Source organism: Burkholderia sp. 9779_493 (genome assembly GCF_015712215.1).
Classification (GTDB): domain Bacteria; phylum Pseudomonadota; class Gammaproteobacteria; order Burkholderiales; family Burkholderiaceae; genus Burkholderia; species Burkholderia cenocepacia.
Genome location: NZ_JACCQA010000008.1, coordinates 213,001 through 225,623 on the forward strand (window position 1 = coordinate 213,001; position 12,623 = coordinate 225,623).

Genomic DNA, 12,623 nt, shown 5'->3' on the forward strand with positions numbered 1-12,623 from the left:
GTGAACGAGCCGATCCATGCGGCGCTCGCCGGCGCGGCGATCAACGCCGACGGCCATGCCGAAGGCGCCGATTACGCGAGCGACCGGATCCTCGCGCGCATCGGCCACGTCACGCGCACGCTGCGCGATTCGATGCGCGAGCTCGGGCTCGACAAGCACGTCGAGCGCGCGGCGGAAGCCGTGCCGGATGCGCGCGACCGGCTGCGCTACGTCGCGACGATGACCGAGCAGGCCGCGGTGCGCGTGCTGAATGCGATCGAGATCGCGAAGCCGATGCAGGAGCGCATCCAGAACGAGGCCGAGGCGCTCGACGCGCGCTGGGCGCAGTGGTACGCGGCGCCGATCGAGCACGCGGAAGTGCGCGAGCTGATGGACGATACGCGCACGTTCCTGCGCACGCTGCCCGAGTCGACGTCGGCGACTCGCGCGCAGCTGCTCGAGATCATGCTCGCGCAGGATTTCCAGGATCTGACCGGCCAGGTGATCAAGAAGATCATGGACATGGTCTACCTGATCGAGCAGCAGCTCCTCACGGTGCTCGTCGAGAACATCGCGCCGGAGCGGCGCGAGCAGTTCGCGGCCACCGCCGCCGCGTTCGCGGCCGAGCAGATGAGCGCGACCGGCAGCCCCGAATCGCTGCTGAACGGCCCGCAGATCGCGCCGGAAGGCAAATCCGACGTCGTCCAGGACCAGGGGCAGGTCGACGACCTGCTCGCCAGCCTCGGCTTCTGACCTGGTCGCCACGCATCGGCGCGCCCCCTTCCGCGGGGGCGGCCGATGCGCGCATTCCCCGTTCCCGCCGCGTTTTCCCGTTCCCGCCGCCGTTGCGCCGCGCGGCGTGATCCTGCGTCGAATTGACACGTGGCCACACTCCGCAGGCATACTACGCGTCAGCAGCAACGTAGCGTCATTCGTAAGATTCATAAGTTGGCAGGCGGCGGGGGCCGACGGCGGCGCCGTCGGCAACGAAGCCAGTCCCTTGGGGGGGAACGTGAAGCTGAAACGCTTGGGCTGGACCGTCGCGCACGCGACGGCTGCAATGAGTGTGCTGTGGGCCGTCCACGCACATGCGGAACTGGGCGGCGCACCGATGTCGCCGCCGGCGGACGATCAGGCCGCCACCGTGCGGGCGCTGCAGCGCGCGATGCGCTCGGCGGACGGCGTGCAGACGAGCACGGCCGCCTATACCGTCCGCGAGATCACGCTCGGATCGGGCACCGTCATCCACGAATACACGTCGGCCGCCGGCAGCGTGTTCGGCCTCGCATGGCGCGGGCCGACGATGCCGGATCTCGCGTCGCTGCTCGGCAGCTATTTCCCGCAGTACACCGCCGGAGTCCAGGCGGCGCACCAGGCGCGCGGCTGGCGCGCGCCGGTGGCCGTCGAGACGAGCGGCCTCGTGATCCGGACGGGCGGCCACATGGGCGCCTTCTCCGGCCAGGCATGGCTGCCGTCGGCGCTGCCTGCCGGCGTGGCCGGCACCGATATCCAGTGACAGCGGGAGAGCGACCTTGAGCATTCCTCGTACATTCAAGCGCTGGCTCGGCGTGCTGGGCCTCCTGGCCGCGACGGCCGTACTCGTGACGGCATGCGGCGGCGGCGATGGCGGCGGCGGCAGTGCGGGCAACGGCGGCAATACGGGCGGCAACGGCTCGGGCGGGTCCGACGGCAACAGCGGCAACACGGCCGTCATCACGGTCGGCGCCGGCGCCGCGAACGTGATCAACATCCCGACCATCAGCTTGAAGGTCTGCGTGCCGGGCACGTCGAACTGCCAGATCGTCAACAACGTGCTCGTCGATACCGCGTCCTACGGGCTGCGGCTCGTCGGCAGCGCGGTGGCGGGCGTGCACGACAGCCTGCCGCAGGTGACGAGCGGCGGCGCGCCGGTCGCCGAATGCGGCAAGTTCGTGTCGAGCTACACGTGGGGCTCGGTGCGCACCGTCGACCTGTCGATCGGCACCGAGCAGGCAAGCTCGCTGCCCGTGCAGATCATCGGCGACCTCGGCACGACCAACGTGCCGAGCTCGTGCACGAACGGCGGCGCGTCGGCCAACTCGACCGGCGCGCTCGGCGCGAACGGGATCCTCGGCATCGGGCCGGCGCCGTACGACTGCGGCACGACCTGCGCGACGTCGACGTCGACGAGCAACAACTACTACGCGTGCCCGAACGGCGACAACGCAAGCTGCACGGTCGCGCTCGTGCCGCTCGCGCAGCAGGTGGCCAACCCCGTGCATCGGTTCGCGAACAGCGACGGCGTGAGCGTGCAGATGCCCGACATCTCGTCCAGCGGGCAGGGGAGCGCAACCGGCACGCTGACGTTCGGCCTGCCGAACCTGAGCGGCAAGACGGTGATGACGTCGACCACGACCGGCGACGTCAGCGCGACGTTCCAGGGGCGCAACGTGACCGCGTTCTTCGATACGGGCTCGAACGCGTATTTCTTCAACGATTCGGCGCAGACGGTCTGTTCGAGGAACACGGAGTTCTACTGCCCCGCGACCACGACCTCGTACTCGGCCACGCTGAGGGGCCAGAACGGCGCGTCGGGTACCGTGTCGATGCCGGTCGCGAACGCGGATTCGCTGTTCTCGAACCCGTCGACGTTCGCGTTCAACGACATCGCGGGCCCGTTCGGCTCGTCCAGCTGGCTCGACATCGGCATGCCGCACTTCTACGGCAAGACGATCTACTTCGGGATGGACAAGACCGCGAGCGGCGGCGCGCAGCCGTTCGTCGCGTTCTGACGCGGCACGGCCGGACGCAGGAACGAAGGGGGCGAGCGATCGCCCCCTTTTTTTATCCGGCGTGCGGTGCGCGCGCTACGAGCCGGCGCGCCGCCAGGCGCCGGCGCAGCGGCTACGATGTAAGACCGGCACCGGTGCCGGCACGACATCGAGGAGACAGCGCCATGACCCAGCGTATCCAGCGCATCACGCCGTTCCTGTGGTTCGACCGCGACGCCGAGGCGGCGGCCGCTTTTTACGTATCGGTGTTCGACAACGCGCGCATCGTGCACGTCGCGCGCTACGGCAAGGCTGGCGCGCACGCGTCCGGCAACGCCGAGGGCGCGGTGATGACCGTGGCGTTCGAGCTCGACGGGCAGGCGTTCGTCGCGCTGAACGGCGGCCCCGTGTTCCAGATGACGCCGGCCGTGTCGTTCGTCGTCAACTGCCGCGACCAGGACGAGATCGACCGTTACTGGGCGCGCCTGTCCGAAGGCGGCGACGAGCGCGCGCAGCAATGCGGCTGGCTGCGCGACCGCTTCGGCGTGTCGTGGCAGGTCGTGCCGGTGCAGATGGCCGAGCTGATGACGGGCGACCCGGCCCGCGCCGAGCGCGTGATGGCGCAGGTGATGACGATGAAGAAGCTCGATCTCGACGCGCTGCAGCGGGCGGCGGCTGGCTAGGGCCTGTTCACGCCAATAACGGGCTTGCGCTGGCCCCGGAAAGGGCCGGGCGCAAGGATTGCGACGAAGCGAAGACTCGACGTATTCGCGACGAGCATGACGTGGCGATCGGCCCGTCCGGGGGCCGTTGCGTCGGGGCCCGCTTTCCCCGCCTCTTCCCATTTTCCCGCCCGTCGTTTCACCGTCCCCTCGCACTCAGCCGGTGCCGTCCCGCCTGCGAGCGCCGCCGCCCCCATGCGCCGGCCGGCCGGTTTTTCCGCCGCGCCGCGCATCGTTCCGCCCCCGCTCCGGCCGCGTTCGCGGCGGCTCGTCCGATTCCCCGAAATACCCCCCTTTCCCGGCTTTGCTCGACCGATCGGCGTTTGACGCCTCCATGAATAATCGGTGTCACTGGAAAACGGCATTCCGCCGTAGCCGACTGGAGGCCCCGTGGCAGACGAGAGCGATCTCGACAAGACCGAAGCCGCCACTCCCAGGCGCCGCGAGAAGGCGCGCGAGGAGGGGCAGGTCGCGCGTTCGCGCGAACTGGCTTCGTTCGCACTGCTCGCGGCGGGGTTCTACGGCGCATGGCTGCTCGCGGGCCCGTCGGGCGCGCATCTGCAGGCGATGCTGCGCGGCGCGTTCACGTTCGATCGTGCGACCGCGTTCGACACCCACCGGATGCTGTCGGCGGCCGGCAGCGCGAGCCTCGAGGGCTTCGCCGCGCTGCTGCCGCTTCTCGCGCTCACCGGCGTCGCCGCGCTGCTCGCGCCGATGGCGCTCGGCGGCTGGCTGATTTCGCAAAAGACGTTCGAGCTGAAGTTCGACCGGCTGAACCCGATTTCGGGCCTCGGCCGGATCTTCTCGATCCAGGGGCCGATCCAGCTCGGGATGTCGATCGCGAAGACGCTGGTGGTCGGCGGGATCGGCGGCATCGCGATCTGGCGCAGCAAGAACGAACTGCTCGGCCTCGCGACCCAGCCGCTCGGCGCGGCGCTGCCCGATGCGCTGCATCTGGTCGCCGTGTGCTGCGGCACGACGGTCGCCGGGATGCTGGTGGTCGCCGGGCTCGACGTGCCTTACCAACTCTGGCAGTACAACAAGAAGTTGCGCATGACGAAGGAAGAAGTGAAGCGCGAGCATCGCGAGAACGAAGGCGATCCGCACGTGAAGGGGCGCATTCGCCAGCAGCAGCGCGCGATCGCCCGCCGCCGGATGATGGCGGCCGTGCCGAAGGCCGACGTGGTCGTCACGAACCCGACGCACTTCGCGGTCGCGCTGCAATACACGGATGGCGAGATGCGCGCGCCGAAGGTCGTCGCGAAGGGCGTGAACCTCGTCGCGGCGCGCATCCGCGAACTCGCGGCCGAACACAACGTGCCGCTGCTCGAAGCGCCGCCGCTCGCGCGGGCGCTGTATCACAACGTCGAACTCGAGCGCGAGATCCCCGGTTCGCTGTACTCGGCGGTCGCCGAAGTGCTCGCATGGGTGTACCAACTCAAGCGTTTCCGCTCGGAAGGCGGCGCGTTCCCGGCGGTGCCGGTCGATCTCGACGTGCCGGCCGAACTCGACAAGGGCACGTCGGTCGCCGCCGACGATGAACGTGAAGAAGCCGAGGACACGCTCGGCAAACGAGGGACCGCGGCATGAGCACCCCGACCACCGGCCTGTTCGCGAAGCGCCCGAACCTGCTGGCAGGCACGAACCTGCGTGCGCTCGCGGGCCCGATCCTCATCTGCATGATCCTGGGGATGATGATCCTGCCGCTGCCGCCGATGCTGCTGGATCTGCTGTTCACGTTCAACATCGCGCTGTCGGTGATGGTGCTGCTCGTCAGCATGTACACGATGAAGCCGCTCGACTTCGCGGCGTTCCCGAGCGTGCTGCTGTTCTCGACGCTCCTGCGCCTGTCGCTGAACGTCGCGTCGACCCGCGTCGTGCTGCTCGAAGGCCACACCGGGCCCGACGCGGCCGGGCAGGTGATCGAGGCGTTCGGCCACTTCCTCGTGGGCGGCAACTTCGCGGTCGGCATCGTCGTGTTCGTGATCCTGATGATCATCAACTTCATGGTGATCACGAAGGGGGCGGGGCGGATCGCCGAAGTGTCCGCGCGCTTCACGCTCGACGCGATGCCCGGCAAGCAGATGGCGATCGACGCCGACCTGAATGCCGGCCTCATCAACGAGGAACAGGCCCGCAAGCGCCGCCTCGCCGTGTCGCAGGAAGCCGAGTTCTACGGGTCGATGGACGGCGCGTCGAAGTTCGTGCGCGGCGACGCGATCGCCGGCCTGATTATCATGGCGATCAACGTGATCGGCGGGCTGATCGTCGGGATGGTCCAGCACGACATGAGCTTCGCCGCGGCCGGCACCAACTACACGCTGCTGACGATCGGCGACGGCCTCGTCGCGCAGATCCCGTCGCTCGTGATCTCGACCGCGGCCGGCGTGATCGTGTCGCGCGTCGCGACCGACGAGGACATCGGCACGCAGATCACCGGCCAGCTGTTCACGAACCCGCGCGTGCTGACGATCACCGGCGCGATCATCGTGCTGATGGGGCTGATCCCGGGGATGCCGCACTTCGCGTTCCTCGCGCTCGGCGGCGGCGCGATCTGGCTGGCGCGCACGCAGACCCGGCGCGCGGCGGCCCGCAAGGCGGCCGGCGACGTGACCGACATCGCACCGCCCGCCGTGCTGCCGGCCGACAGCCACGAAGCGACCTGGGACGACGTGCAGCTGATCGACCCGCTCGGCCTCGAAGTCGGCTACCGGCTGATTCCGCTCGTCGACAAGAACAGCGACGGCGAGCTGCTCAAGCGCATCAAGAGCATCCGCAAGAAATTCGCGCAGGAAATCGGCTTCCTGCCGCCGGTGATCCATATCCGCGACAACCTCGAGCTGCGGCCGAACGCGTACCGGATCGCGCTGAAGGGCGTCGAGATCGGCGCGGGCGAAGTGTTCCCGGGCCAGTGGCTCGCGATCAACCCGGGCCAGGTGACGGCCGCGCTGCCGGGCGCCGTCACGCAGGACCCCGCGTTCGGGCTGCCGGCCGTGTGGATCGACGTCGCGCTGCGCGAGCAGGCGCAGGTGTACGGCTACACGGTGGTCGACGCGAGCACGGTCGTCGCGACGCACCTGAACCATCTCGTCGTCCAGCACGCGGCCGAGCTGCTCGGCCGCCAGGAAGTGCAGGCGCTCGTCGAACGCACCGGCAAGGATGCACCGTCGCTCGTCGAGGACCTCGTGCCGAAGACGATCTCGCTCACCACGCTGCAGAAGGTGCTGCAGAACCTGCTCGAGGAAGGCGTGCCGATCCGCGACATGCGCACGATCCTCGAGGCCGTGTCCGAGCATGCGGGCCGCGGCGACGCGTTCGAGATCACCGCCGCGGTGCGCCTGTCGCTCGGCCGCGCGATCACGCAGCAGTGGTATCCGGGCAACGGCGAAATGCAGGTGATGGGCCTCGACGCGAACCTGGAGCGCGTGCTGTCGCAGGCGCTCGCCACCGGCGCGAACCCGGGCCTCGAACCCGGCCTCGCGCACAACCTTCTGACCGGCACGCAGCAAGCGATGCTGCGTCAACAGAATCTCGGGCTGCCGCCGGTGCTGCTGGTGCAGCACGCGCTGCGCGCGATGCTCGCGCGCTTCCTGCGCCGCAGCCTGCCGCAATTGAAAGTGCTGTCGTATGCCGAAGTGCCGGACACACGCACGATCAAAGTCGTTAACGTCATCGGGGGTTCCGCTTGAACATTCGCAAATTCACCGGCGCAACGAGCCGCGACGCACTTCGTCTCGTGCGCGAGGCGCTCGGCGCCGACGCGGTCGTGCTGTCGAACCGCACGCTCGATGACGGCAGCGTCGAAATCGTTGCACTCGCCGATTCGGATCTCGCCGCGGTGGCGCCGCCGGCCGCGCGTCCGCGCGTCGCCACGTCGCGCGTGCCGGAATCCGTGCCGGCCGCCGCCGTGCCGGGCATCGTGTCGCGCCCGGGCATCGCACCGCGCCCGGTCGTCAATCCGTACGCGGCCGGCGAAGGCGGGCTGCCGGACGTGTTCTCGTCGGTGTTCGGCGCGAGCGCCGACGCGCACGACGCGGATGCGCATCCTCCGTCGAGCGATGCGGACGCGCCCGCCGCGGCAGCGCCGTCGAACGCCGCGCCGGCCGCCGGTACGCCTGCGCCCGGATCGCCGGCCGCCCCTTCCGAACCCGCACCGTGGCTGGTCGAGCACGCGAAGCGCCTCACGCAGCAGCGCGACGCGCTGATCGCCCGGGCGCAGGCGCCGGTCGAGCCGCAGCCGAGCGCGCCCGCGGCCAGCGCGACGCCGCCGGACTGGGCGCGCGACATCGTCCGCGACGCCGAACGCCGGATGCCGGCCGCGGGATCGCCCGCCGCCGGGTCGCCGGCCGCCGGCGCGACGGCCGCCGCGAAGCGCGCATCCGACACGGGCGCCGCGTACGCCGGCAGGGCGTCGGAACGCACGCGCCTGTCCGCCGACACCGCCGCCGCGGTGGCCGATGCGGTGAAGTCGCGCCTCGAGCGGATCGTCAACGACACGGTGATGCAGGAGCTGGGCGAGCTGCGCGGGATGATGCAAGAGCAGTTCGACAGCCTGATGTGGCACGACCGCCAGCGCCGCAGCGCCGTTCACGGCGCGCTGACGAAGCACCTGTTCGCGGCCGGCTTCTCCGCGCAGCTGGTGCGGATGCTGGTCGACAACCTGCCGTCCGGCGACGGTGCGCAGACCTTCGGGCAGGCCGCGGAATGGGCGCAGTCGGTGCTTGCGTCGAACCTGCCGGTGCTCGACAGCGAGGACGCGCTGATGGAGCGCGGCGGCGTGTTCGCGCTGATGGGGCCGACGGGCGTCGGCAAGACGACCACCACCGCGAAGCTGGCCGCGCGCTGCGTGATGCGCTTCGGCGCGAGCAAGGTCGCGCTGCTGACCACCGACAGCTACCGGATCGGCGGCCACGAGCAACTGCGCATCTTCGGCAAGATCCTCGGCGTGCCGGTGCACGCGGTGAAGGATGCGGGCGACCTCGCGCTCGCGCTGTCCGAGCTGCGCAACAAGCACATCGTGCTGATCGACACGATCGGCATGAGCCAGCGCGACCGCGCGGTGTCCGACCAGATCGCGATGCTGCACGGCGCGAACGCACCGGTGCAGCGCCTGCTGCTGCTCAACGCGACGAGCCACGGCGACACGCTGAACGAAGTCGTGCAGGCGTACCGCAGCGCGGGCGAGCATCCCGACCTGGCCGGCTGCATCCTCACCAAGCTCGACGAGGCGACCCACCTCGGCGGCGTGCTCGACACGGTGATCCGCTACAAGCTGCCGGTCCACTACGTGTCGACCGGCCAGAAGGTGCCGGAGAACCTGTACGTCGCGTCGACCAAATTCCTGCTGAAGAGCGCGTTCTGTGTGCCGCGCGACGGCTCGCCCTTCGTGCCGCAAGACGAGGACATGCCGACGCTGCTTTCCGCACTGACCGCACGTTCCACCGCCGAGCTGCACGAGGTGCGATTTGGATAAACGGATCATCGATCAGGCCGAAGGGCTGCGGCGCCTGCTGGCCGGGCGCGCGTCGCGCATCGTCGCGGTGACGGGCGGGCCGGCGGGCGTCGGCTGCACGTCCACCGTGGTGAACCTCGCGGCGGCGCTCGCGTCGCTCGGCAAGGACGTGCTCGTCGTCGACGAGCGCGCCGACGTGCACTCGGCCAGCGCGACGCTCGCGGGCGCGTGGCTGCGCGACGGCGAACGCACGCGGGTGGCGGCCGGCTTCGGCCTGTGCGGCGCCGCGCGGCTCGCGCGCGCCGGCTACAGCGACGCGCAACTGAGCGACTTCATCGACGGCCCGGCCGACATCGTGCTCGTCGACGCGCAGCTCGGCGCCGACGGCTCGTTCTCGGCGCTCGCGCGCGAAGCGCACGACGTGCTGGTCGTCACGCGGGTCGCCGCGCAGGCGATCACCGAGGCATACGCGTGCATGAAGCGGCTGCATTTCGCGCACGCGTTCGCGCAGTTCCGCGTGCTGACCAATCAGGTCGGCAGCCACGCGGACGCGAAGACGGCCTTCGACAACCTCGCGGGCGTCGCGAGCCGCTACCTGACCGTGTCGATCGCCGATGCGGGCTGCGTGAGCGCCGATCCGCTCGTCGAGCACGCCCGCGACCTGATGCATGCGGTGGTCGACGCGTTCCCGTCGTCGCCCGCCGCGCGCGACTACCGGCAGATTGCCGCCGACCTGTTGTACTGGCCGATGCGCCCGCGTTCGGGTGCGGGCCGGGCGGTCCACGCCGGCGGCAAGCCGTCGTACGAGGCGGGCGCGGCACACGCCGCGTGAGCGCCACCCGAAGGAGAGAGCCATGATGTACAACGCTCAAGGAAAGATGTCCCAGGCCGACGTGCTCGCGCAATATGCGCCGCTCGTGCGCCGCCTCGGGCTGCAACTCGTCGCGAAGATGCCGGCGAGCGTCGATCTCGACGACCTGATCCAGGCCGGCATGATCGGCCTGATGGACGCGGCCGGCCGCTACAAGGAAGACCAGGGCGCGCAGTTCGAGACCTATGCGACGCAGCGCATCCGCGGCGCGATGCTCGACGAGCTGCGCAGCAACGACTGGCTGCCGCGCAGCCTGCGCAAGACGTCGCGCGAGGTCGAGCACGCGGTGCACCAGGTCGAGCAGCACCTCGGCCGCTCGGCGAGCGAGACCGAGATCGCGCAGCACCTGAACATGCCGCTCGACGAATACCAGGGGATGCTGCAGGACCTGCACGGCAGCCAGCTCATCTACTACGAGGATTTCGACCGCGCGGCCGACGACGAGCCGTTCCTCGACCGTTATCGCGTCGATCACGCCGATCCGTTGTCGGCGCTGCTCGACGAGCACCTGCGCGAGGCGCTCGTCGAAGCGATCGAGCGGCTGCCGGAGCGCGAGAAGCTGCTGATGTCGCTGTACTACGAACGGGGTCTGAATCTGCGCGAGATCGGCGCGGTGCTCGAAGTGAGCGAATCGCGCGTGTGCCAGCTGCACAGCCAGGCCGTCGCGCGCCTGCGCGCGCGGCTGCGCGAACAGGCGTGGGTCGGCGCCGAGTCCTGACCCCTTGTCGACGGCCGCGCGCGCCGGCGCCGCGCGCCCGTGCCGCGCTCGTGTGCGGGTCCTTGCGCATTCCGCGCGCCGATTTGCTACAATCCCCTCCGTTTTCCGAGGAGCGTTGCGACGGACCCTCAGCGTCCGCCAGGCTCGGAGAGCTTCACCAAGCAGCCGTGCGGCGATTTTTTCGCGCCGGCCCCGCTTCCTGAACGGCGCTCACGTCACCAATCTAGAAACTTTTTAGAAAGGAGGGCGTGATGAACGCCATTATCGATTCCAAGGCATCCACCGATTACGTCGTCGCCGACATGGCGCTGGCCGGCTGGGGCCGCAAGGAACTCAACATCGCCGAGACCGAAATGCCGGGCCTCGTGCAGATCCGCGACGAATACAAGGCGCAGCAGCCGCTGAAGGGCGCGCGCATTGCCGGTTCGCTGCACATGACGATCCAGACGGGCGTGCTGATCGAGACGCTGAAGGCGCTCGGCGCGGACGTGCGCTGGGCATCGTGCAACATCTTCTCGACCCAGGATCACGCGGCGGCCGCGATCGTCGAAGCCGGCACGCCGGTGTTCGCGTTCAAGGGCGAATCGCTCGACGAATACTGGGAGTTCTCGCACCGCATCTTCGAATGGCCGAACGGCGAATTCGCGAACATGATCCTCGACGACGGCGGCGATGCAACGCTGCTGCTGATCCTCGGCTCGAAGGCCGAGAAGGACCGTTCGGTGATCGCGAAGCCGACCAACGAGGAAGAAGTCGCGCTGTACAAGTCGATCGCGAAGCACCTCGACGTCGACGCGACCTGGTACTCGAAGCGCCTCGCGCACATCAAGGGCGTGACCGAAGAAACCACGACCGGCGTGCACCGCCTGTACCAGATGGAAAAGGACGGCCGCCTGCCGTTCCCGGCGTTCAACGTGAACGATTCGGTCACGAAGTCGAAGTTCGACAACCTGTACGGCTGCCGCGAGTCGCTCGTCGACGGCATCAAGCGCGCGACCGACGTGATGATCGCGGGCAAGGTCGCGGTCGTCGCGGGCTACGGCGACGTGGGCAAGGGCTGCGCGCAGTCGCTGCGCGGCCTCGGCGCGACCGTGTGGGTCACCGAAATCGATCCGATCTGCGCGCTGCAGGCGGCGATGGAAGGCTACCGCGTCGTGACGATGGAATACGCGGCGGACAAGGCCGACATCTTCGTGACGGCGACCGGCAACTATCACGTGATCAACCACGATCACATGAAGGCGATGCGCCACAACGCGATCGTCTGCAACATCGGTCACTTCGACTCGGAAATCGATGTCGCGTCGACGCGCCAGTACCAGTGGGAAAACATCAAGCCGCAGGTCGACCACATCATCTTCCCGGACGGCAAGCGCGTGATCCTGCTGGCCGAAGGCCGCCTCGTGAACCTCGGCTGCGCGACCGGCCACCCGTCGTTCGTGATGTCGAACTCGTTCGCGAACCAGACGCTCGCGCAGATCGAGCTGTTCACGCGCGGCGAACAGTACGAGAACAAGGTGTACGTGCTGCCGAAGCATCTCGATGAAAAGGTCGCGCGCCTGCACCTCGCGCGCATCGGCGCGAACCTGTCGGTGCTGTCGGACGAGCAGGCTGCGTACATCGGCGTGCAGAAGGACGGCCCGTTCAAGCCGAACCACTACCGCTACTGATACTGATGCGCGGCCGCCGCCGTGCCGTGCGCGCCCGTCGCGGGCGCACGGCGCGGCGGCGCTCACCGATCGTACCGATCGACAACCGAACCGGAGCACTCCATGAGCGTCATCCTCACCTGGGTCATCAACGCGCTGGCGCTGCTGATCATCACGTACCTCGTGCCGTCGATCCACATCAAGAGCTTCGGCACCGCGCTGATCATCGCGGTGGTGCTCGGGCTGATCAACACGGTGATCCGGCCGGTGCTGATCCTGCTGACGCTGCCCGTCACGATCGTCACGCTCGGGGTGTTCATCCTCGTCGTGAACGCGCTGTGCTTCTGGTTCGCGTCGTCGCTGCTGAAGGGCTTCGAGGTGTCGGGGTTCTGGTCCGCGTTCTTCGGTTCGATCCTGTACAGCATCGTGTCGTGGCTGCTGTCCGCCCTGATCTTCGGCCAGCGCGACATCGGCTGAGGGCG

Annotated in this window: 11 protein-coding genes and 1 riboswitch; all 11 genes read left to right on the plus strand. The window is 69.0% G+C overall.

Features of this window, described 5'->3' with window-relative positions; genetic code table 11:
* Positions 1–732 carry a protein phosphatase CheZ gene (gene cheZ, locus H0X95_RS10985; RefSeq protein WP_006497453.1) on the plus strand — a complete coding sequence of 244 codons (732 nt, stop codon included), beginning with the start codon at positions 1–3 and terminating at the stop codon, positions 730–732.
* Positions 733–991: 259 nt separating this feature from the next.
* Positions 992–1,495, plus strand: a complete 504-nt coding sequence (locus H0X95_RS10990; RefSeq protein WP_012492269.1) for a DUF2844 domain-containing protein — start codon at positions 992–994, stop codon at positions 1,493–1,495.
* Between the two features lie 16 nt (positions 1,496–1,511).
* Positions 1,512–2,750 (plus strand): DUF3443 family protein, encoded by a 1,239-nt coding sequence (locus H0X95_RS10995; RefSeq protein ID WP_006497451.1) that lies wholly within the window; start codon positions 1,512–1,514, stop codon positions 2,748–2,750.
* 164 nt (positions 2,751–2,914) lie between these two features.
* Positions 2,915–3,412, plus strand: coding sequence for a VOC family protein (locus tag H0X95_RS11000; protein WP_006485888.1), 498 nt, complete (start codon positions 2,915–2,917; stop codon positions 3,410–3,412).
* A 429-nt stretch (positions 3,413–3,841) separates the two neighbouring features.
* Complete coding sequence (flhB, locus tag H0X95_RS11005) at positions 3,842–5,041, plus strand: flagellar biosynthesis protein FlhB (protein ID WP_059721084.1); 1,200 nt, start codon at positions 3,842–3,844, stop codon at positions 5,039–5,041.
* A complete protein-coding gene (gene flhA / locus H0X95_RS11010; protein ID WP_006485892.1) occupies positions 5,038–7,140 on the plus strand; it encodes a flagellar biosynthesis protein FlhA in 2,103 nt (700 codons plus the stop codon). The genes flhB and flhA overlap by 4 nt, the downstream gene beginning before the upstream one ends.
* Positions 7,137–8,924 (plus strand): flagellar biosynthesis protein FlhF, encoded by a 1,788-nt coding sequence (gene flhF, locus H0X95_RS11015; protein ID WP_059721083.1) that lies wholly within the window; start codon positions 7,137–7,139, stop codon positions 8,922–8,924. Before flhA ends, flhF begins: the two co-directional genes overlap by 4 nt.
* Complete coding sequence (locus H0X95_RS11020; RefSeq protein ID WP_006491878.1) at positions 8,917–9,735, plus strand: nucleotide-binding protein; 819 nt, start codon at positions 8,917–8,919, stop codon at positions 9,733–9,735. The genes flhF and H0X95_RS11020 overlap by 8 nt, the downstream gene beginning before the upstream one ends.
* A gap of 22 nt (positions 9,736–9,757) precedes the next feature.
* A complete protein-coding gene (locus H0X95_RS11025; RefSeq protein ID WP_006484033.1) occupies positions 9,758–10,492 on the plus strand; it encodes an RNA polymerase sigma factor FliA in 735 nt (244 codons plus the stop codon).
* A gap of 101 nt (positions 10,493–10,593) precedes the next feature.
* Positions 10,594–10,711: riboswitch (S-adenosyl-L-homocysteine riboswitch) on the plus strand.
* A gap of 32 nt (positions 10,712–10,743) precedes the next feature.
* Entirely contained in the window at positions 10,744–12,162 is a 1,419-nt protein-coding gene (gene ahcY, locus H0X95_RS11030; RefSeq protein ID WP_006484031.1) for an adenosylhomocysteinase, read from the plus strand.
* Positions 12,163–12,264: 102 nt separating this feature from the next.
* The gene (locus H0X95_RS11035; protein WP_006477367.1) at positions 12,265–12,618 is read left to right on the plus strand and encodes a phage holin family protein; all 354 of its coding nucleotides are present in this window, start codon (positions 12,265–12,267) and stop codon (positions 12,616–12,618) included.
* The last annotated feature ends 5 nt before the right edge of the window (positions 12,619–12,623 follow it).